This is a genomic window from Robiginitalea sediminis, from assembly GCF_002198115.1.
Lineage (GTDB): Bacteria > Bacteroidota > Bacteroidia > Flavobacteriales > Flavobacteriaceae > Robiginitalea > Robiginitalea sediminis.
Genome location: NZ_NGNR01000001.1, coordinates 478,785 through 500,023 on the forward strand (window position 1 = coordinate 478,785; position 21,239 = coordinate 500,023).

A 21,239-nucleotide genomic window follows, 5' to 3' on the forward strand; every position below is an offset into this window, starting at 1 on the left:
CCGGCCGTTAACGGCCGGGGTTTCAAAGCGTTGGTCACTGCCCTATAACAGGGTAGTGGGGCATACGTAGTCGGATTTCTCAAGACCCGATTCCTTGATCTCGTCGAAACCGCCAATGACATCCACAAAGTTGTCCCACCCCCTTTGCTTCAGGATGGAGGCGGCAATCATACTCCGGTACCCGCCCTGGCAATGCAGGACAAAGGGTTTGTCTTTCGGAAATTCCGCCAGATGCTGGTTGATTTCATTGAGGGGGATGTTTGCCGCGTCGATGAGGTGTTCCGAATCGAATTCGCTTTTCTTGCGCACATCAATTACAAGAGGAGCCTTTCCGTCCTTCACCTGCTTCTCGAGTTCCGCCACGGTAATCCGTCCGGTCTGTTCCACATCCTTACCGGACTTCGCCCAGTTCTCAAAACCACCCCGGAGGTATCCCAGGGTATTGTCGTACCCAACGCGGGAGAGGCGCGTTACCGCTTCCTCTTCTTTGCCGGCGTCGGTAATGAGCAGGATAGGATGTTGTACATCGGGGATCATTTCCCCCACCCACTGGGCAAAATTACCCTCAAGGCCAATATTGATGCTATTGGGGACAAACCCTTTGGCGAATTCCTCTGCATCCCGGGTGTCCAGGACCAGGGCCCCGCTCTCCTCAGCTGCGGCTTCGAAAGCTGCAGGGTCCAGCGGCTGGGTGCCCCGTTCCATAATTTCATCCAGGGATTCGTACCCTTTGATGTTCATCAGGACATTCTGGGGGAAGTACCCGGGAGGCGTGGTAAGCCCGGTCAGGAGTTCCTTTATGAATTCTTCCTTGGTCATATCGGCCCTCAGCGCGTAATTCACTTTCTTCTGGTTGCCCAGGGTGTCGGTGGTTTCCTTGCTCATCATTTTGCCACAGGCAGAGCCTGCCCCGTGGTTCGGGTATACGATAAGGTCGTCGGAAAGCGGCATGATCTTATTGCGAAGGGAATCGAAGAGGTGGCCGGCGAGCTTCTCCTCGGTAAGGTCGGAGACCACGTGCTGGGCCAGGTCCGGGCGGCCCACATCCCCAATGAAGAGGGTGTCGCCGGTAATGATCCCGTGTTCCTTCCCTTTGTCGTCAATAAGCAGATAGGTGGTGCTTTCCATGGTATGGCCGGGGGTATGGATCACCTTTACCTTGTAATCGCCCACCTGGAAGACCTGCCCATCTTCTGCGACCAAGGCCTCGTACCCCGGTTTGGCAATGGGTCCGAATACAATCTCGGCACCCGTCTTCTTGCGAAGGTCCAGGTGGCCGCTCACGAAATCGGCGTGGAAGTGGGTTTCAAAAACGTACTTGATTTCGGCATTATCGATCTGGGCCCGATCGATATAGGGCTGCACTTCGCGCAGCGGGTCGAATACGGCAGCCTCCCCCTTACTTTCAATATAGTAAGCGGCGTGTGCCAGGCATCCGGTATAGATTTGTTCTACTTTCATAAGGTTAGATTTTATGTTGCCTCTAAAATAACAGGTAGTTTCCGGGCCTTCAGTAACTTAGGTTACACTAAGCCCCGGGCTGTCTGGGTGGAGATCCGGTGCTCCACATCGGACTTTTTGGAGTCGGCCACGCAATGCTCATAGGCTTCGTAGGTGCGGACAAACAGGTTGTCTGCCCCTATCTCGTCTATCAGCCCGCTGCTGTGGATGATGTCTCGGGTAGGGCCAATGGCTCCTGCTACCAGGAAACGGATCCCTTCGGTGCGGAGTTCCTTGACCAGGGCCTTGAGCATAAACACGGCAGAACTGTCTATATAGTTGATGGCCTCCGCGTTTAATACGACGTAGCGCAGCCCTGTACCCTTTTTGGCCATCTCCCTGCGCAGCTGGGTCCGGAAATAGTCCTTATTGCCAAAAAAGAGCTGGCCGTCGAAGCGCAGGATCACAAATTCCGGGAATTCCTCGATGTCCTCCCCAAAGCGGTTTACATTCTTGAAATAGTCGGTGCCCCGGATACGCCCCAATACCGCAATGTGCGGTTTGGAAATCCGGTATACCAGCAACAGAAGGGAAAAAAGGACGCCCAGCAGAATGCCTTCCTTGATGCCCACCCCAAGGGTCAACAGGAAGGTGGCCACCAAAAGGACAAATTCGTCCTTACGGTTCTTCCAGAGCTGGCGCGGATACTCCAGGTCTATCAGGCCAAAGACGGCCACCATGATAATGGAAGCCAGGACGGCATTGGGCAGGTAGTAGAACGCCGGGGTTAGGAAGAGCAGGGTTAACCCCACTACCAGGCTGCTGAAAACAGCGGCCATCCCGGTACGGGCCCCGGCCTGGTCGTTAACGGCAGTGCGGGAAAAGCCCCCTGTGGTAGGGTAGCTCTGGAAAAGGGACCCCACAATATTCGACATCCCGAGGGCGATGAGTTCCTGGTTGGCATCCACCCGGTTTTCCCCCCGTTTTTCCTCCACGGCCTTAGCCACTGAGATGGCTTCCATAAAGGCAATTAATGCCAGGGCAATGGCTATGGGGAAGAGTTCGGAAATGCGGTCCGGGTTTACTTCGGGAATCCGGAAGGAGGGCAAGCCGCCCGGGACCTCCCCCACAATCCTGACGCCGAGCTCCTGCCAGCCAAAAACAGAAACCGCCACGGTGCCCAAAACCACAGCAACCAGGGCTGCAGGCACCTTAGGGGCCACTTTCTTCAATCCTTTGATGAGCACAATCCCCACGATACCTATCCCCAGGGTAAGCAGGTGGGTATCGCCCAGGGTAGCTGCTGCGTTAACCAGCAATTCCTGGATTCTGTTGCTGCCGGCAATGTCGGTGCCCAGCAGGTGTTTGAGCTGGCTCAGGCCGATGATTATGGCCGCGGCCGAGGTAAATCCACTGATCACCGGACGCGAAAGGAAGTTCACCAGGAAACCCATCCGCAAAAGTCCGAAGGCCAGCTGTATGCCTCCCATAAACAGGGCCAGGAAGACGGCCATGGCAATGTATTCCTCTATCCCGGAAAGTGCGAGGGCGCCCAGGCCAGAAGCCACCAGGAGGGAATCCATGGCCACCGGGCCCACGGCCAGCTGGCGGGAGGTCCCGGTTAGGGCGTAGATGATCTGGGGGACCAGGGCGGCATAGAGCCCGAATACGGGCGGCAAACCGGCAATCATGGCATAGGCCATCCCCTGGGGGATAAGCATGATCCCCACGGTTAGCCCAGCGCCGAGATCGCCCCCGAGGTACGCCTTCTTATAAGAGGGAAGCCATTCCAGGATGGGGAGGTAGCGTTTCACAGGTCCAGGATTTGGATGTAGTTGCGGTGCAGCTCAATCTTGCCCATCTGCTCCAGTTTCTTGAGCAGTCGGGAAATCACCACCCGCGAGCTGTGCAGGTCATAGGCGATTTCCTGGTGGGTGTTGCGGATAGTGTTGTCCTCATTGACCCGGGCCTTGTCCTTAAGGTACTTGACCAGCCGCTCGTCCATATTCATAAAGGCAATGCTGTCTATGGTTTGGAGCATTTCGTTCAGACGGTTGTTGTAGCTCTCAAAAACAAAGTTGCGCCAACTCCGGTACTTGGCCGTCCACTCCTCCATTTTGCGGATCGGGATCATGATCAGGCGGGCGTCAGTTTCGGCAATGGCGCGGATTTCACTGCGGCTCTGCCCCATACAGCAGCTCATGGTCATGGAACAGGTGTCTCCCTGTTCCAGGTAGTACAGCAACAGCTCATCCCCTTCCGAGTCCTCCCGGAGAATCTTGATCACTCCGGAGATCAGCAGGGGCATGCCCTTAATATACTCTCCGATCTCCATGAGCTTGTGTCCGGCCGGCACTTCCCTGAATGTCCCAACCTGGGCAATTTCGGCCAGCAGGCCTTCTTCGAATTGGTTTCCGTAGCTTTCCCTGAGTTCCTGAATCATAGCGACTATTTGACTTGGTTGGCGATCTCCCGGTCGTATTTGAAAAAGAAGTTGGCCCAGATGGACTTTGAAACGGCCCCGATCCAGGGCATCAGGAGGACGAGCACCCCTACAATAGACCCGAAAATGGCCCCTACCCCAAGGTCTAACCCAAAGATAAGGATAAGCATATAGACCGCGACGCCCACGGCAACCCCAACGGCATAGGAGACGTACATGGATCCGTAGTAGAAACTGGGCTCAATGCGGTACTTCAGGGCACACTTCGGGCAGGTCTCCCGCACCTTGTTCATCTGGCCCAGGTCATAGGGGTGGCTTTCCAGGAATGCCCCCTGGTGACACCTGGGGCATTTCAAAAACAGGATACTGTAGAGTTTGCTGCCTTTGCCAATCATTCTGTTGTGAATTTACGCCCAAAGATACCGAATCGGGACGGCGACCTTTGTGACTTTTGTTACAATCCGCCTCCGGGGTCCTCCCGGCGCGGGATTTTGGTATCTTTAAACCTCTGACCAGCACTTGTAACCCATGATCGAACACACCCGACTTCCCAAGCCATTAACCACTGTAGCTGCGCTACTCCTTTTTTTCCTTTCCCTCTCCGGGGCCCTCGCCCAGGGATTCGAAGGGTATTACCGTTACCCGGACATCCACGGCAACCAGATTGTCTTTACCGCTGAGGGCGATCTGTGGCTGGTTCCCGTTTCCGGGGGGCTGGCGCGCCGGCTCACCAGCCATGCCGAAGAGGAAACCCATGCGGCTTTTTCGCCCGACGGGAAAACCCTGGCTTTCTCCGCGAGCTATGAAGGCCCTACCGAGGTATACACCATGCCCGTTTCCGGCGGGTTGCCGGTCCGGTGGACCTTCGAGAGCGACCCTTCCCTGGTTAGCGCCTGGGACCCCAGCGGCCACCTGGTCTACCAGACGCGGGCCTATTCCGGGGTGCCGGACCTGCAACTGGTCTCGCTGAACCCGTCCGACAAAACCAAAACCCGTATCCCACTGAGCCAGGCCAGCGAAGCTTCCTTCGACGACTCCGGGGAAACGGTTTATTTCGTGCGGCCGGCCTACCACCGGAATGTAACCAAGCGCTATAAAGGGGGTACCGCAAGGCAAATCTGGAAATACACCCGCGGGGAGGCGGAGGCTATCCGCGTCACAAGCGGCTACACGGGCGAAAGCCACCACCCCATGTGGTACCAGGGGCGCGTCTATTTCATCACGGACCGGGACGGCACCATGAATCTGTGGTCTTCCGACCCGGACGGGAACGACCTGCAACAACACACCCGCCACAGGTATTTCGATATCCGCTACGCACGCCAGCAGGGCGGGCGCATCGTGTACCAAAGGGGGGCGGACATTATGCTGTATGACATCGGGGCCGGTTCCGACCGGAAGGTGGAGATCCGCCTGTCTTCCGACCTGGATCAGCTGCGTGAAAAATGGGAGGAAAACCCGGCCCGGTACATTACCCATGCCAGTCCCGGCCCCGAAGGGAAGAATATGGTTGTTACAGCTAGGGGCCGCGTTTTTGTGGTCCCGGCAGAGAAAGGCAGGCAGGTGGCCTTTACGGGAAAAAGCGGGGTCCGCTACCGCGATGCCGTCCTGTCGCACGACGGGAAAAGCGTATACGCCCTCTCGGATGAAAGCGGGGAATTCGAATTTGTTGCCCTGCCCGCGACCGGGATAGGCCCCGAGAAGTCCCTCACCTCAGACGGGGAAATCCTCCGCTTTGGCGGGGTCCCATCCCCGGACGGGAAAAAGCTGGCCTATACGGACCTGCGCCAGCACCTGTACATTCTGGACCTGGCAACCGGAAACAGCACCCGGGTTTCCCAAATAGACGAGTATGTGGGGGGTATGGCGTGGTCCCCGGACAGCCAGTGGCTGGCCTTCCACGAGGCAGCCCGGAACCAGATGGTGCGCATTGCCATCTGCCGCGCCAATGGCAGCGACCTGACCTACCTGACCACAGACCGGGCCAACAGTATGAGCCCCCAGTGGAGCCGGGACGGGGCCTTCCTGTACTTCCTCTCAGACCGGAGCTTTACCTCCCTGGTGCGTTCTCCCTGGGGAAGCCGGCAACCGGAACCCTACTTCGACCGGAAATTTAAAATCTACCACATCGGGCTTAAGAAAGGAGCGCGTTCGCCCTTCCGCCCTGCAGACGAACTGGCGGCCGAGACGGCCGGAAAGAAAGGGGATGCCAAAGCCGCCGTATCGGTTGTCGTCGAGAGGGATGGCATTGCCAGGAGACTGGAAGAAGTGCCCGTACCGGCAGGGAACTACAGCAACCTGGCCCTGAATGAAGACTACCTCTACGTGGAGCGGGAAGATACCGGTTTGGATTCCAAAACCGAACTGGTGGCCCTGAAACTGGATGGGAAGGACCCGGAATTCAAGACTGTGGCCAAGGACATCCGCAGCTTTGAGCTGACCGCCAACGGGAAAAAGATCCTGCTGCGCAAAGGGAATTCCTTTTATATGGTGGAGGCCGGGGGCTCCGAGGTGAAGGACCTTTCGGATAGCCAGATATCGCTCAAGGACTGGAAATTCCCCATCGATCCTGCCGCGGAATGGAAACAGATGTTCACCGATGCCTGGCGGATGGAACGGGATTATTTTTACGACCCGGGCATGCACGGGGTGGATTGGGATGCCATGCACGACAAATACCTCCCCCTGGTTTCCCGGGTCACCACCCGGCAGGAACTCTCGGATTTGATCGGACGGTTTGTGGGCGAACTCTCCGCCCTGCACACCAGCGTGCGCGGGGGCGATATGCGCGAGGACGATGCCGATATTGATGTGGCCTGCCTGGGCGGGGTTTTTGAGCGGGACGCTTCCGCCGGCGGGTACCGGATCTCCAAAATATACCGGGCCGACCCGGACTACCCCCACGAGCGCTCGCCCCTGGACGACCCCTACCTGGAGGTTCGGGAAGGGGATGTCATAACCCATGTGAACGGGATAGCTGCCCTTTCGGCCACCGACCTGGGGGCGCTCATACGCAACCAGGAAGGCAGGCAGGTGCGCCTCGGCCTTGCGGGCAGTACGGGGAGCCGCGATATCATCGTAACCCCCATAGGAAGCGACTACAACCTCCGCTACCGCGACTGGGAATACGGCAACCGGATGAAGGTGGAAAACGCCTCGGGAGGGGATATCGGCTACCTGCACCTGAGGGCCATGGGGGGCAACGACCTCAGCGATTTCTACCGGGAGTTCTACCCCGTATTCGACCGCAAGGGCCTTATTGTGGATGTGCGGTACAATTTCGGGGGGAATATCGACAGCTTTATCCTGGAAAAGCTCATGCGTAAAACCTGGATGTACTGGGCTACCCGAAACGGGCAACCCAGCTGGAACATGCAGTACGCCTTCCGCGGGCATATGGTGGTCCTGGTGAACGAAAACACCTATTCGGACGGGGAAGCCTTTGCCGACGGCTTCCGGAAACTGGGCCTGGGGGTGACCATCGGCATGCGCACCTGGGGGGGCGAAATCTGGCTGAGCAGCGTGAACCGCCTCAGCGATAATGGCCTGGCCCGGGCTCCCATGATGGGGGTTTACGGGGACAACGGGGAGTGGCTTATAGAAGGGCACGGTTTTGAACCGGACATCGAGGTAGACAACCTGCCCCACGCCACCTTCAATGGCGCTGACGCCCAACTGGACCGGGCTCTCGAAGTCCTCAAGGAAGAGATCCGGAAGGACCCCAGGGAGGTGCCCCCACCGCCGCCCTTCCCGGATAAATCCTTTGGGGGGAATGCCCGGGACACCACTCAGGACTAACAAAACGGCGGGCAGGAAAACTCCCTGCCCGCTTGTTTTTTGTGTGCTCTCCTGCGGTTTCCCCGCGCACAGAATCCTTAAAATTTTGTTAATTCCGCCGGAATTTGCGATATTAACGGGAACAACCAAACCCAAACCGGTTATGAATCCCGAAATGAAGCTTTATCTCGGCAGGCTCTCCGCAGCTCTTTTCGCCATTTTCGGTTCCACCCTGGCCATTCTCGCGTATGAATTGTACATTAAGGACATCATCCAGGAGGCCGCCAGAAACCTGGTGGTGGCCATGGGCGCCGCATTGCCCTGAGGCAGTGTAGGACCTGGTTCCGCAGGAACCCAAAACCCTTATCCGATAGCCGTGATTCCCCGCAATTTCCTGTGTTTTATCCTGGCCTGTTCCCTTTGGGCCTCGGGTTGCCGCCATTCAGGTCCTGTTCCTCTGGAAGAGCCCCTGCAAGGGCAGGTACGCGACCTGGAAACCATCCGGAAATCGGGTAAACTCCGGGCGCTGATCGCCTACAGTGCCACCAGCTATTTCCTGTACAAGGGCCAGACCATGGGGTACGAATACGAGATGCTCACCCGCCTGGCGGACCATTTGGACCTGGAGCTGGAACTCCAAATTGCAGACAACCTGGACGAGATGCTCGATATCCTGGAAAAAGGCGAGGTGGACCTCGTGGCACACGGCATGGCCATTACGGCCAAACGCCAGGAGCGGGTTGCCTTTACCGATTACCTGTACCTCACCAAGCAAATGCTGGTTCAGCGCAAACCGGACAACTGGCGTTCCCTCACCCTGGACCAGATCCGCGCCCGCCTGGTCCAGGACCCCGTGGAACTCATTGGCGACACCGTTAGTGTCAGGAGGAATTCTTCCTACCTGGCACGCCTGGAAAACCTGTCCCGGGAAATAGGGGGGGCGATCTATATCGACACCCTAAGGGGCCGTTATTCCACCGATGAAATCATCAAGATGGTAGTAGACCAAAAAATCAAATACACCCTGGCAGACCGCAACCTGGCCCGAATCAACGCTTCCCATTATCCCATTTTAGACGTATCGGTGCCTGTGAGCTTCTCCCAGCGCATCGGGTGGGCCGTTTCCCGTCAGGCACCGGCCCTTCGCAGCGCCATTAACGACTGGATTGCCTGGGAAAAGAAACGGGACGACTATTATGTCATCTACAACAAATACTTCCGGAACCGCAGGAGTTTTTCCCGGCGGGTGAAAAGCCCGTTCTACAGCCTCAACAAGGGGCAGATAAGCCCCTACGATGCCGAGATCAAAGCGGAGGCCCGGGAATTGGGCTGGGACTGGAAACTCCTTGCTTCCGTAGTGTATCAGGAATCCCGGTTTAACCCGGAAGCCACGTCCTGGACCGGGGCCCTGGGGCTCATGCAGCTCATGCCGGAAACCGCGGAGGAACTCGGGATCTCAGATAGGGCAGACGCCCTCCAAAGCCTGAACGGTGGCACCCGCTACCTCAGGCAGCTTTACAGCCGGTTCGGGGAAGTACAGGATTCCCTCCAACGCATCAAGTTTACCCTGGCGGCCTACAACTGTGGCTACAACCACGTGGAAGACGCCCGCAACCTCGCTGCGGCAAAGGGTCTGGACCGCAATACCTGGGACCAGAACGTAGACAGCATGCTGCTGGCATTAAAATCCCCTGAGAACTACCAGAAAGAAATGGTCCGACACGGCTATGTGAGGGGTGAAGAGCCCTACCGGTACGTCCGCCAGATCTTCGAGCGGTACGAACACTACAATTCCCTGGCCCGGTAGCCCCTACTCCCCGCAGCGGACGGGGGTGGGTTCCCCGGCAATCGCACTGTCGAAGTCGGCATCGGTATGCACCAGGGCAAACCGGTCTATGGCATGGCCCGTAGACCGCGCCGAAACTTCCATAGTATAAGTGCCCGGGGTATCGAAACGCACATAAATCAGGTGCGGGTCGTGATCTGAGGTATACGCCTGCCATTTAAACCCGAGGTCGCTCCCGCTGCGGTAGATCTTAAACCACCCCTCGGCACTGCTGCCGTTGGGGTTAGGGCTTTTCCCGCTCCCCTTCGGATAGACCACCCCTGTATTGCGTTCCCCGTAAAACTCCGCTGCATCGGGGAACCGCAGCCAGGTATCATTGTGCTCCGTCCCATTGTTGCCAAGGGTTACGGCAGAACGCCAGCTGAACACGTAGGTGCCGGTCCGGCGGATATCCAGCTTGAACGCGATAAGGCCCTGCCCGGGAGCATTCAGGTACTGATTGCCCGTCCAGACCAGGTACCCCTCGCCCAGGGCATCGGGCTGAGCCGCCCCTTTTTGCCAGGCATCTGTAAAGACCCCGTTTTCCATTTCGGCCAGGATCACGCCCTCCTCTTCTTCAAATACAAAGGAAGATGGGGAACACGTATCGGTGCCGGTATCGGGGGCTTCCCCTTCCGGGTCCGGGGCGGGCTCTTCCGTATCCTCCGGGGAAGTATCCGGGGTGTTAGCAGTAACAGGGTCCGGGTTGGACTCATCCAAGGGCTCCGGGGAGCAGGCCAGGGCAAGGCCCATTGCAAGTGCCACAAAAGGCATGTAGGTTCTTTTGTTCATGATCCAATTTTTTTTGGTGATCCGCGTAAATGCCGCGCAGGGCGTCCGGGGTTTGGGGCTGCCCGGATCTGCCCTTATAGTCAAGTACGAAACATCTTCGGGTTGCGGACTATAGCAATACCTCTTTTTCGATAAACGGAAAAAGGGTATCTTTTCGTGCCTTTCTGGCCTACACATGTGAAACGACATAAACGACACCTTTTTTGGATTCTCCCGACCGTACTGGTCCTGGTGGGTTGGCTGGGGGTGAACCCCTTGTGCGAATCCGCCCTGGAAGATTACCTTCGGGAAAAAGTGCGTTCCCAAAACGCCTCCGGGGGAATGTCCCTCTCCTATGAGGACCTGGACCTGGATGTCTTTTCCCAGAAATTCACCTTACACAACCTAAGCGCAAGTCCTGTTTCGGATACCGCTGCCCATGCCTTCCGGAACCTGAAGGTTAACCGCGCAACCATCCACGGAATAGGGTTATCCAATTTCCTTTGGAACAAAGCCATTGAGGTGCACCAGATCCGCCTGGATTCCGTGCAGATTACCCTGAAGAAAATGCCCCGGGTTACCCGCCATGACCAACATACTCCCCCTGCAAGCCACCCCATGCTCCCGGACTCCCTCCAGCTCCCGGGCCTTACCGGCGTTTCCCTGGGGGCTTTTGAAATGGAATCCTTCGGCTTGTTGGTGCTTGGCCCGGAGGCCTTGGACACTGTGGCCTATTTTCGGGGGGATCAGGTGCGGCTCGAAGGTGTCGGGCTTCGGCAGGCGGTTAAAGACAACCCAACCTTTATCCCGGATATTTCGAATATGGCCTTCGAGATGGGCAGGCAACAGTATGTGGTGTCAGACGGGCTTTATGCAGTAGGCTTCGACCAGCTGCGATACGATGCCGCGGCGCGCAACCTGCAAATAAACCAGTTTTCCTACGCCCCGGCCGTGGGCCCGGACACCCTGGCAAGCGCTTACCGCTATAGCTACGAACGGTATACGGTTGGCTTTAACCGGATGGAAATGCGGGAGGTGCGGCTGCTGCCGCTTTTTACCCAGGGCAGTCTGCACATCAACACCATTGCCCTGGACAGTTTAAAGGCCGAGATTTTCAGGGATAAATCCCTGCCCTACGATACCGGAAAACACGCAAACCTACCCGTACAGGCCCTGGAGAAGCTGCGTTTTCCCGTACAGGTAGACAGCCTGCTGCTTACCAATGCCTACCTGCGTTATGCCGAGAGCCTTCCCGATACCGAACAGCAGGTTTCTGTGGATTTCCAGGACTTTCAGGGAGAGTTCCTCAATATCCACACTGCAGAGCTGGCCGCGGAAAATCCCGACCCCCTGAGGCTATCCCTTAATACAAATCTTTTGGGAGCCATCCCCGTATCCCTTCGGGTAGACCTGCCCTACGGCTCCACCGCCGTGCACCTTTCCGGGAGTACGCGGGGAAGCTCCAGGCTCGCAAACCTCAACCCAACTGTTTACCCCGCCATGAATATGCGGTTTACAGGGGGCACCCTCAATGGTATGGAATTCCGGGCCAGTGGCAATACCCACCATCTCCATGGCGAGCTCACCATGTTATACACGGATTTGGATGTGACCTTCCTAAACCAGGACCACGAGACCAAAAAAACGCTGTCCTGGGCCGTAAACGCCCTGGTCAAACACTCCAACCCCAACCGGCGGGGCAGAACCGTGGTGGGCACCATGGAAACCGAACGGGTCCCATATAAAGGCCTGGGCAACTTTATCTGGAAGGCCATTCAATCCGGGGTGGTCAATTCCCTGAACCCGGTTGGGAAGCACCATCGGGAGTAAGTGGGCCCGGCTCCCGGAGGGTGATTTAAACCCCCCTTCCCACTAAAAACCGTACTTTTGCGCCCTTTAACCCGGGAGGTTGGCAGGCTTGGCCTGTATCTCCTAAGCGCAAACCCATTTCCTTGAAGCAGATTTTCCGCCTCTTCGACTTTAAACAGGCCGTCGATTATAAAACCGAAATCCTGTCCGGGCTTACCGTGGCCATTGCCCTGGTGCCGGAAGCCGTGGCCTTTGCCCTTATTGCCGGGCTGGCGCCCCTGGTGGGTCTCTATGCGGCCTTTACCATGGGCCTGGTCACCTCCCTGCTGGGCGGGCGTCCGGGTATGATTTCCGGGGCTACCGGCGCGGTGGCCGTCGTGATTGTTTCCCTGGCCCAATCCCATGGGGTGGAGTACGTCTTCGGGGCGGTGGTCCTGGCAGGCCTGCTCCAAATCCTGGCCGGGCTCCTGCGCCTGGGGAAGCTGATGCGCCTGGTTCCCCTGCCGGTGGTATATGGGTTTGTGAACGGGTTGGCGATTATTATCTTCCTCTCCCAGCTGGACCAGTTTAAGGATGCCTCCGGGGCATGGCTTACAGGAGTCCCGCTCTACATGCTGCTGGGTCTTGTACTGCTCACCATGGGGATCATCTGGGGCCTCCCCCGCCTGACCAAGGCCTTCCCGGCCTCCCTGGCTGCCATTATCGCGATCTTCCTGCTGGTAACGGCCCTGGGGCTCGACACCAAGACCGTAGGGGACATCGCCTCCATCAACGGGGGGTTCCCGCCCTTCCATATCCCGGATTTTCCCTTCACCTGGGAAACCCTGGGGATCATCTTTCCCTATTCGGCCATCGTGGCCGGGGTGGGACTTATCGAGAGCCTCCTAACCCTGGAGCTGATAGACGAAATTACCGAAAGCCGCGGGCGCACCAACAAGGAGGCCGTGGCCCAGGGTATTGCCAACGTCACCTCCGGGTTGTTCTCCGGCATGGGCGGGTGCGCCATGATCGGGCAATCCCTGATCAACATCTCCAACGGGGCGCGGGCGAGGCTTTCCGGGATTGTGGCCTCCGTGGCCCTGCTCGGGTTTATCATGTTCGGGTCTTCCTTGATCGAACAGCTCCCCATGGCGGCCCTCACCGGCCTGATGATAATGGTTTCCATAGGGACCTTCGAATGGGTAAGCGTCCGGATTTTCAACAAGTACCCCCTGTCGGACATTATCGTCATGCTGCTGGTGATGGGCGTTACCGTCCTGCTGCACAACCTGGCCCTGGCCGTGCTCATCGGGGTGGTCATTGCAGCCCTGGTCTTTGCCTGGGACAACGCCAGGCGCATCCGCGCCCGCAAGCGCACAGACGAGAACGGTGTGAAACACTATGAGATTTACGGGCCCCTGTTCTTCGGTTCCATCAAGACCTTCCACGAAAAATTCGATGTAGCCGGGGACCCCGAGGAGGTCATCATCGACTTCCGGGAAAGCCGCATTGCCGATATGTCGGCCATAGAAGCGGTAAACCGCCTTACGGAGCGCTATCACAAGGTCAACAAGAAGGTATACCTGACCAACCTTTCCAGCGGCAGCCATAAACTCCTACTGAAGGCAGACAAGGTCATCAATGTGAATGTGCGGGAATAGCACCTTGCACTGGTAAATGCCTTCCCGGGAGTCCTCCCATTCCCTTTTCTGGAGTATTTTATCTATTTTGGAAGTCCAACCATCATCTTCAAAATGAATTCCAGAGGGGCAAAACCGGGCTTTGCAGCCCTACTTTCGTTTTTATTCCTGCTCATTTCCGGTACCGGCAGATGCCTGGCGCAGCAGGATTCTACTGCCGTAGCGGCCGACACCCTGGCCTTGCCAGGCGGAATCCCGCTAAATGAGGTGCTTATTGCCTCCGGGGAAGCCCGGGTGCGGGCCATACAGATGGCATCCGCCCTGCTGTCCCTTGATCTGATCGAACGGGAAAACCGCCGGAACGATTCCATTATGGCGATCATCGACAGTGCCTTTGCGCTTACCGAAGGCGTGGATTACCGGCGGAAAGCCAAGCGCTTTTTGACCAACGAACGGAATTACTGGCATAGTGCCAGCACCCATATCAAGAACCGGAAGAAAGAGCTTTCAGGCCTAATCAGCGGGCTGCAGGAAAAGCACGGCAGGCTGGAGTCCGAAATCCGGGACTGGCGGCGCACCCAGGTCCTCAGGGATTCCTCCGATGCCTTTGCCCATATCTCCGAAACCATAGACGGCACCCTCGGGCTGCTGGACAGTACCGCGAGTGAAATCATGGTCCGCACCGGGAAGTTAGCCGAACCCCTGAACCAGACCATCATCCGGGACGCCAAAATAGACCTGCTCCTGGACCGTATCCAGCAGGCCCTGCTGGAAAAGACCTCCCTGATCTACACCCGGAACGCCCCCTCGCTATTCGAAATCCCGTTTCAGGAAGCATTCGGCAAAGGTATTGTGGGCCAGGTCTCGAAGAATATCGGGGCCGAATGGCGCGCCCTGTCCTTCTATTTTTCGCAGCGCAAACCCACTTATATCGCCTACCTGATCTTTATTGCCGGGGTCATGGCGCTGTTTTTCTGGATGCGGGCGCAACTCAAACACATCCGGCATGCTTCGCCCAGCTACTACCAGGCCAAAGTCCGGACCATCCTCGGAAGGCCCCTGGCCGCCGGTGCCCTTTTTGCCGTATTCTTCTCGGTCGCCTTTTTCACAGACCGGCCGCCCCTGCTGTTGGATATCACCATCCTGCTGATGCTCCTCCCCTTGCTGGACCTGGCGTTCCACCTTTCGGACCGGAAGGCACACAATCACCTCTGGGCATTTGCCGGGTTTATCTTCCTGCTGATCGGGATACGGATTATCCCGGCAGAGTCTGTACTGTTTCGCTTTGTGCTGCTGGGGCTGGGCCTTTTGGAAATTGCGTTTCTGTTTCGCCTCTACAAACGCCCGGAGATTACGGTCCTGCCCAACCGGACTCTTACTCGTTTTGTGCGGTTTCTGGTGGTCCTTCACCTGATCCTGGTTTCCGTGGGCATCCTGGCAAACGTCTTCGGTTTTCTCAGTTTTGCACAGGTCGCCATGGAGTCCTTTATCACCAATGCCCTCACGGGCCTGGTGTTGTACATCTGCGCCGTTATCCTGATTGGGGGGGTACAACACCTCATTTCGAGCGATTACATGGAACGCTTTAATACCGTGCGGGAAAACGAGGAATACCTCAAGGAAATAACCACCCGCATCGCGATAGTTGGGGTGACGGTTTTCTGGCTGGACGCCATCCTGCGGATATTTTATATCAAAAATGTCGTATACGATGCTATTGGAAGCCTGTTCACAAGGGAACTGGGCGTGGGTTCCATGTCCTTTACCCTGGGCAAGGTGGTCCTCTTTATTTTTATCATCTGGTTTTCCATTGTCCTTTCCCGCGTGGTGAAAATTATCCTCCGGGAAGACCTGCTGGAACGCCTCGACCTGAAAAAGGGCATTCCGAGGATGATTACGGCCATCACCCAGTTTTCCCTGATCACCCTGGGCCTGCTGATGGCTGTCCGCTCCATCGGGATGCCGCTGGACCAGCTCACCATTATCTTCAGCGCCTTCAGCGTGGGGATTGGTTTCGGGTTGCAGAACATCTTCAACAACCTGGTTTCCGGGGTCATCCTCCTTTTCGAACGGGAAGTGCAGATTGGGGACGTTATAGAAGTGGGCAACCTGACCGGGAAGGTCACTTCAATGGGGATCCGCTCGAGTCACATCAAAACCTTCGACGGGGCCGAAGTAATTGTCCCCAACGGACAGCTGATATCCAAGGAAGTCGTAGACTGGACCCTCTCGGATAAGTCCAGGCGCATCGAAATTATTTCGGGGGTGGCCTACGGCTCCGATGTACACCTGGTCAAAAAGCTGCTCCGGGAGGTCATCGACAAACACCCGGACATCAAACCAGACCCGGAACCCCTGGTATTGTTCAACGCCATGGCAGACAGCGCCCTGGAATTCCGGTTGCTGTTCTGGACCGCCAATTTCGAGGAGTGGATGCGGATCCGCAGCGAAATTATTTTCGCCGTGCACGACACCCTGGTGGCCCATAACATCTCCATCCCCTTCCCGCAGCGCGACCTGCATATCAAAAGTGTGGATCCCGCTTTTTGGGATAGAGTGGGTAGTGAGAGCCCGAAGTAGGGCTCATTAAGCGCGTTCAGAATTGATTCCATACCCCAGGGCCCTCCGGTTTTAATGGCAGAAATTCCCCTCCCGAAAAGGCCTAATGGGGTGAATGGCCAGCCATCGCCTTGCTTAATTTAGGTATAGAATGTACTTTAAGCTTATGGCTCTCCGCGGTGGTATTTGCTTGTTGCTTTTCTGTATTCAATCGGTTTGCCTTCAGGGCCAGGCCGGGGAATTTGTGCAGGGTTCGGTTGTCGATCTCAACACCCAAGAGCCGGTGGCGTTTGCAACGGTACGGCTAAAAGACCGGGCATTGGGGGTAATCACCAACCCGGATGGGGGTTTCAGGATTCCGCTGCGCTTCCGGGAATTGGAAGAGATCCTCATTATTTCTTGCCTGGGCTACCAAAACAGGGAAGTCCGCTTTTCCGATCTTACCTCTGCCGGACCAAATCGGGTAACACTGACTCCCCAGCCCCTGTTGTTGGAAGAAGCTGTGGTTTTGGGTAAAAGAAAAAGACCTCCTTCGCCCCGCAGGATTGTTAAGCGGGCCATTGAGAAAATCCCGGAGAACTATCCGGTTGAGCCGTTTGCCTATGTAGGATATTACCGGGATTACCAACAAAAAGGCCGGGAATATGTCAACCTCAACGAAGCCCTGTTAAGGGTAACGGATATGGGCTTCGGAACGAACGATTTCGAAGGCACACAGGTTCAACTTTACGATTACAGGGAAAATACCCAATTCAGGCGGGACACATTGGCTGAAAAGCCTTATAACTATGCGTCAAGGGACAAGATTATCCAAAATGCATACCTGTATGGCTATGGGGGCAATGAATGGAATATCCTGCGCATTCACGATGCCATCCGCAATTACCGCATCAACACCTTTTCGTTTGTGAACAGGTTCGAGAAAGACCTGCTTCCAAATCATAGCGTCTCGAGGAAAAACGACGCGCTAGTCAATGGTAAGCGCATGTTTGTCATTAGCCTGGAGAAAAGCCGGCCCACAATTGACCCGTACCCCATGTCCAAGAACAAGATTGATCACAAATTCCGTGCAGAGGGCAGTCTGTATATTTCACAGGACTCCTACGCCATTCATAAACTGGTGTACAAGGTGTTTGACGAAACAGGGGGGAAATCCTCCCGGGAACCAAAAGAATCCGCAGCGGATTTACTCTATGAGGTTGCCATCGAATATAATGAAGAGGGAGGCAGAATGTACCCCAACTACATTTCTTTCCACAACGTATTCACCCTGCGGAGGGCGCCTTTTTACGTCAAGGATATAACCCTGGATTTTGAGAATAAATGCTTCATTGCGGAATTCAGCAATGACCCAGTCCTTCTGGTGGATAAAACCGTCAGCAATTTTGTGGTAAAGTTTAAGCGGAAACGGTTAAAGCTCGATCAGGTCGTGCGAATAAAGGACCGGTATCACCTGTTCCCCGATCCGGACGACTTTGTCCAAATGGCCCATGAATTGACCACCAGCTACGATGAAAGCGCATACTTTTCCCCTGATGTCCTGGAGTTTAACTTTTCCGGAATCTACGACCGCAAAGGCAATGAACTTCATCAGTACAAAAGCGAGCAATTCCACCAGTATCGGGAATTCTTTACGCAAAGAATTAGCCCGGAGGCCCATACACCTGTTGATCCGGATCAGGTCATGAATAAAAATGCCCCTATCTCCAGGAACCAACCGCTGGTTATGCCGTCAGATTTTCAGGATTATTGGATGAACACGCCCCTGAAAATCATGGAATGACAGCTTTCTTTATCCATTCTGGCGGGTTTTCCTAAGCCAGGTCCTTTCCCAGAGCTATACTCTTTACGCCTCGAACGAAATCCGATCCCGTATGGTCCCGTCGGCCCGGTGGATAATGACATCGGCCTTGTGCCTTCGGGCTATCTGTCTGGCTTTCCGGATGGCGGTGTCCTGGCGCCGGTGCCTGGAGGTAATGCGCGTATTGCCTTCCCGCCGCACAGCCCAGCCTTCCTCATGGGGCACCACATGCTGGTGCCAGGTGCGCCCTTGTTTTTCCTTCCGGACACTTTTGAAAAAGACCTCGACCAGCTCTGTTAAAATGTCGATCCAGGAACGGGAAGTATTGCCGCTGCTCACAATGGTGGTTTTAGGTTATTTCCCAAGATACGGTTTTCAGAAGGGAGCACGGGCAGGGCGTGGCCTGGCCCCCGGATCGCTGCCTACTCTACCGAGATGGTCCCCAGGTGAGTGGGGATGATGACCTGCGTTTGAGGGGAAATCCGGGCTACATCTTCTTTGAAGGGAAGCAGTTTGAGGGTCACGGCATCCTGCTGAGAAAAGCGGTAAGGCAGGCGAAAATTGTCCCAATGGGTCGGGATGACCACCCTGGGGTAATTCGTAACCTTCAGCAGGCGCTCGTTGTAATTGTAGAGCCCCAGCTGGGATTGGTTTACCCCCGCCAGGAGGATGTCCGGCCGCAGGCCTTCCAATTCCCGTTCCACAAAGTTCATGGACCCCATGGTCAGGACTTCGTGTCCGGAAAACCGGACCAGGAACATCAGGGAGCCGCCCTCGATAAACTCCGAAACCCTGAGGGGGGCTTCGGGCACCTCCGTATAGGTCCTGGAGTCCAGGTAGTGCTTATTGTTCAGGGCCGAGTGGATGGAGGGGATGACCCTAACGGAAAATTGCTCAAATTGATAATCCTCCCCGCCCCGGACGGGATACAACTGTTCGTCCGGGATGCCGTAGGCCCTAAGGATGTTGCAGGCGGTCTCGGTCCCGATGACAGGGGCCCCGGTTTTTCGGGCGATGTAGGGGACATCGGCCAAATGGTCGAAATGGGCGTGGTGTACGAAGATGAAATCGACCTCGGTAACCAGACTGTCGATCAGGAGAGTGTCGGACACAAAGTAATCGGAACGACTCACCACAGGCCGGGTATCCTCAGGGCTGGTGCCGGGGCCACCATCCAGTTTGACCCGGGAGATATACGGGTCTACCAGGACCGTAAAGTCCCCGTCCGTAATTTTCCAGCCCGCCGTTCCCAGATAGGTCAGCTCGAGGGGTTCGGCCTGGGCCATACCCCCAAGACCAGTGAGCAAAGCAGTTAGCAGCATGACGCCCTTCACTGCATTCAGCGTTTTAATCCAATGGTTCATAGGTCATTTATTTGACGTGTTTTGTGCACTGCGGTTCAGGTAGTACCGGTTGACCCCGTCGGAATTCGCCTCGGCCACATCCGGCCATCCGTCCCCGTTGAAGTCGGCCACAATGATGTCGTAGGTGTCGGATGCCTCTTCTGCCAACAGGTGCATGTCCCAGCGCTGTCCCTTTTCCGAATTCAGGAAAACAGCGTTGGGGCTGCCGGAATTCCCAACGATGATATCGGCATCCCCGTCCCGGTCCAGGTCGGCCACTGCTATGGCAAAACTATCGGAAGCCTGGGAATCAAAAACCGCGCTTTTAGTAAACGGGCTGACCCGGTCCCCGAAATAGATGGCATTCGGAGCCCCGATATTCGCGGTCAGGATATCCGGGAGACCGTCCTGGTTTACATCTGCAATACATACCGAGCGCGTATCATCTGCCCCGCTCCCAAAGGGGATTTTTTCCCCGAACCCCAAATTCCCGTCATTCAGATACACGAAATTGGGCTGGGCATCCCTGTTGGCCAAAATAAGGTCCGGGGCGCCATCCCCGTTCATGTCGGCCACTTCCACATCTATAGTGGAATCTTCCCGGTTGCCGAATGCAATTGCTGTAGGGAAGGTCCCATCCCCGGCGTTAATGCAGATCTCATTGGGCGCCCCCCGGTTGGTGATCAGGATATCCACGTCCCCGTCTGCGTCCAGATCGGCCAGAGTTATATTTCGGGTAGGCGCGTATGCCTCGCCGAAGGACGGGCCCTTGATAAAGGAACCGTCACCTTGGTTCAGGAAGAGCGCGTTGGGAGCCATATCGTTCCCCACGGCAATATCCAGGTCCCCGTCCCCATCCAAATCGGCCATTTCGGCAGCATAGGAGGTCGCCCGGTCTGTGCCCAGGGGGCGCTCAACGGTGAAGACCCCGCGCCCGTTGTTGACAAAGATGCGGTTCTGGCCCGGCCAGTGCCGCCCGTTGGCCACCACCAGGTCTGCATCGGAATCCCCGTCCAGGTCCCCCGCAGCTAAGGAGGCAGTTCGTTCTTCATAGGGGCCGAGGATCCAGCGCCCGGAAGCCGGGAGGCTCAGTTCCTGTGCGCAAGCAGGGGCAGTAAGCAGGAATGCCACAACCTGGAGTAGCAGATGGTTTCGCATGAAAGAAAAGTACAAAAAAAGTGGGTGGGTGCGCTGCTCAGGTTAACTAATGAAATTTCGCCGGCCAGAAATGTATGGCTTCAGAAAAGGGATGCGCTAGTTCCATAGGGAATTCGTAGGTAAACCCCTGCAGTTGTGCAGGGGTTTTTTATTTGGTTCCGCCTGGGTCTAGCGCCTGCAAAAGGTCCGGTGGACCCCCGATAGTTATCGGGGCGAGGAGCCAGGTGGTGCGCTGGCCAAGTTGGGGAAATCTCGCAGGAGTGCATCCGTTGATCACCTGGATTCATTCGCCTATAGCGAATGGACCAGAGAGTCACCACTCCTGCAAATAGAATCCCCAGCCTGCTACTCGCAGGCTGTTGGCTTTTTTATTCCGCTTGCGCGCTCAAGTAAGCTTGGTAAACCATGTTTTTCCACCCGGGTTGGCGCGCCATGCGGCGCACCGACCAGAGAGTCNCTCCTGCAAATAGAATCCCCAGCCTGCTACTCGCAGGCTGTTGGCTTTTTTATTCCGCTTGCGCGCTCAAGTAAGCTTGGTAAACCATGTTTTTCCACCCGGGTTGGCGCGCCATGCGGCGCACCGACCAGAGAGTCGCCGCTCCTGCAAATAGAATCCCCAGCCTGCTACTCGCAGGCTGTTGGCTTTTTTATTCCGCTTGCGCGCTCAAGTAAGCTTGGTAAACCATGTTTTTCC

General features: G+C 56.3%; 15 protein-coding genes. 7 read left to right on the top strand and 8 right to left on the bottom strand.

Going from position 1 to position 21,239, the window contains the following annotated elements; translation table 11 throughout:
- Window positions 1-42: 42 nt before the first annotated feature.
- The 4 genes from CA832_RS02200 to CA832_RS02215 all read right to left on the bottom strand — a co-directional run bounded on the left by CA832_RS02200 (window position 43) and on the right by CA832_RS02215 (window position 4,278).
- Window positions 43-1,461 carry an MBL fold metallo-hydrolase gene (locus tag CA832_RS02200; RefSeq protein ID WP_088339921.1) on the bottom strand — a complete coding sequence of 473 codons (1,419 nt, stop codon included), beginning with the start codon at window positions 1,459-1,461 and terminating at the stop codon, window positions 43-45.
- Window positions 1,462-1,523: 62 nt separating this feature from the next.
- On the bottom strand, window positions 1,524-3,254 hold the full coding sequence (locus CA832_RS02205; RefSeq protein ID WP_088339922.1) for a SulP family inorganic anion transporter: 1,731 nt from the start codon (window positions 3,252-3,254) through the stop codon (window positions 1,524-1,526).
- Window positions 3,251-3,883, bottom strand: coding sequence for a Crp/Fnr family transcriptional regulator (locus CA832_RS02210; RefSeq protein ID WP_088339923.1), 633 nt, complete (start codon window positions 3,881-3,883; stop codon window positions 3,251-3,253). Before CA832_RS02210 ends, CA832_RS02205 begins: the two co-directional genes overlap by 4 nt.
- 5 nt (window positions 3,884-3,888) lie before the next feature.
- Window positions 3,889-4,278, bottom strand: coding sequence for a DUF983 domain-containing protein (locus tag CA832_RS02215; protein WP_088339924.1), 390 nt, complete (start codon window positions 4,276-4,278; stop codon window positions 3,889-3,891).
- A 133-nt stretch (window positions 4,279-4,411) separates the two neighbouring features.
- Here CA832_RS02215 and CA832_RS02220 point away from each other — a divergent pair, with 133 nt between their 5' ends.
- The 3 genes from CA832_RS02220 (at window position 4,412) to CA832_RS02230 (ending at window position 9,467) form a co-directional block, all read left to right on the top strand.
- Window positions 4,412-7,681, top strand: coding sequence for a S41 family peptidase (locus CA832_RS02220; RefSeq protein WP_088339925.1), 3,270 nt, complete (start codon window positions 4,412-4,414; stop codon window positions 7,679-7,681).
- A gap of 142 nt (window positions 7,682-7,823) precedes the next feature.
- Window positions 7,824-7,985: a hypothetical protein gene (locus CA832_RS14980; RefSeq protein WP_158211866.1), complete on the top strand. Its 162-nt coding sequence runs from the start codon at window positions 7,824-7,826 to the stop codon at window positions 7,983-7,985.
- Window positions 7,986-8,036: 51 nt separating this feature from the next.
- Window positions 8,037-9,467 (top strand): MltF family protein, encoded by a 1,431-nt coding sequence (locus CA832_RS02230; RefSeq protein WP_233131710.1) that lies wholly within the window; start codon window positions 8,037-8,039, stop codon window positions 9,465-9,467.
- 3 nt (window positions 9,468-9,470) lie between these two features.
- Here the strand turns inward: CA832_RS02230 and CA832_RS02235 are convergent, their stop codons facing one another.
- Window positions 9,471-10,277, bottom strand: a complete 807-nt coding sequence (locus tag CA832_RS02235; RefSeq protein WP_088339927.1) for a hypothetical protein — start codon at window positions 10,275-10,277, stop codon at window positions 9,471-9,473.
- A 177-nt stretch (window positions 10,278-10,454) separates the two neighbouring features.
- Between CA832_RS02235 and CA832_RS02240 the strand changes: the two genes are divergently transcribed.
- The 4 genes from CA832_RS02240 (at window position 10,455) to CA832_RS02255 (ending at window position 18,026) form a co-directional block, all read left to right on the top strand.
- Window positions 10,455-12,086 (top strand): AsmA family protein, encoded by a 1,632-nt coding sequence (locus CA832_RS02240; RefSeq protein WP_143542322.1) that lies wholly within the window; start codon window positions 10,455-10,457, stop codon window positions 12,084-12,086.
- 122 nt (window positions 12,087-12,208) lie between these two features.
- Window positions 12,209-13,705, top strand: coding sequence for a SulP family inorganic anion transporter (locus tag CA832_RS02245; protein ID WP_088339929.1), 1,497 nt, complete (start codon window positions 12,209-12,211; stop codon window positions 13,703-13,705).
- Between the two features lie 93 nt (window positions 13,706-13,798).
- Entirely contained in the window at window positions 13,799-16,264 is a 2,466-nt protein-coding gene (locus tag CA832_RS02250) for a mechanosensitive ion channel family protein (protein WP_088339930.1), read from the top strand.
- A gap of 130 nt (window positions 16,265-16,394) precedes the next feature.
- Window positions 16,395-18,026, top strand: a complete 1,632-nt coding sequence (locus CA832_RS02255; RefSeq protein WP_088339931.1) for a carboxypeptidase-like regulatory domain-containing protein — start codon at window positions 16,395-16,397, stop codon at window positions 18,024-18,026.
- Between the two features lie 63 nt (window positions 18,027-18,089).
- Here the strand turns inward: CA832_RS02255 and CA832_RS02260 are convergent, their stop codons facing one another.
- The 3 genes from CA832_RS02260 to CA832_RS02270 all read right to left on the bottom strand — a co-directional run bounded on the left by CA832_RS02260 (window position 18,090) and on the right by CA832_RS02270 (window position 20,545).
- Complete coding sequence (locus tag CA832_RS02260) at window positions 18,090-18,383, bottom strand: DUF2188 domain-containing protein (protein ID WP_088339932.1); 294 nt, start codon at window positions 18,381-18,383, stop codon at window positions 18,090-18,092.
- A gap of 83 nt (window positions 18,384-18,466) precedes the next feature.
- Window positions 18,467-19,408 (bottom strand): MBL fold metallo-hydrolase, encoded by a 942-nt coding sequence (locus CA832_RS02265; RefSeq protein ID WP_088339933.1) that lies wholly within the window; start codon window positions 19,406-19,408, stop codon window positions 18,467-18,469.
- 3 nt (window positions 19,409-19,411) lie between these two features.
- Window positions 19,412-20,545 (bottom strand): FG-GAP repeat domain-containing protein, encoded by a 1,134-nt coding sequence (locus tag CA832_RS02270; RefSeq protein ID WP_088339934.1) that lies wholly within the window; start codon window positions 20,543-20,545, stop codon window positions 19,412-19,414.
- Between the last annotated feature and the right edge of the window lie 694 nt (window positions 20,546-21,239).

Bases quoted from the DNA above. Each gene is read 5' to 3' on its own strand.
- CA832_RS02200 (WP_088339921.1), bottom strand. From the start codon at position 1,461: ATGAAAGTAGAACAAATCTATACCGGATGCCTGGCACACGCCGCTTAC.
- CA832_RS02210 (WP_088339923.1), bottom strand. From the start codon at position 3,883: ATGATTCAGGAACTCAGGGAAAGCTACGGAAACCAATTCGAAGAAGGC.
- CA832_RS02215 (WP_088339924.1), bottom strand. From the start codon at position 4,278: ATGATTGGCAAAGGCAGCAAACTCTACAGTATCCTGTTTTTGAAATGC.
- CA832_RS02220 (WP_088339925.1), top strand. From the start codon at position 4,412: ATGATCGAACACACCCGACTTCCCAAGCCATTAACCACTGTAGCTGCG.
- CA832_RS14980 (WP_158211866.1), top strand. From the start codon at position 7,824: ATGAATCCCGAAATGAAGCTTTATCTCGGCAGGCTCTCCGCAGCTCTT.
- CA832_RS02235 (WP_088339927.1), bottom strand. From the start codon at position 10,277: ATGAACAAAAGAACCTACATGCCTTTTGTGGCACTTGCAATGGGCCTT.
- CA832_RS02250 (WP_088339930.1), top strand. From the start codon at position 13,799: ATGAATTCCAGAGGGGCAAAACCGGGCTTTGCAGCCCTACTTTCGTTT.
- CA832_RS02255 (WP_088339931.1), top strand. From the start codon at position 16,395: ATGTACTTTAAGCTTATGGCTCTCCGCGGTGGTATTTGCTTGTTGCTT.
- CA832_RS02265 (WP_088339933.1), bottom strand. From the start codon at position 19,408: ATGAACCATTGGATTAAAACGCTGAATGCAGTGAAGGGCGTCATGCTG.
- CA832_RS02270 (WP_088339934.1), bottom strand. From the start codon at position 20,545: ATGCGAAACCATCTGCTACTCCAGGTTGTGGCATTCCTGCTTACTGCC.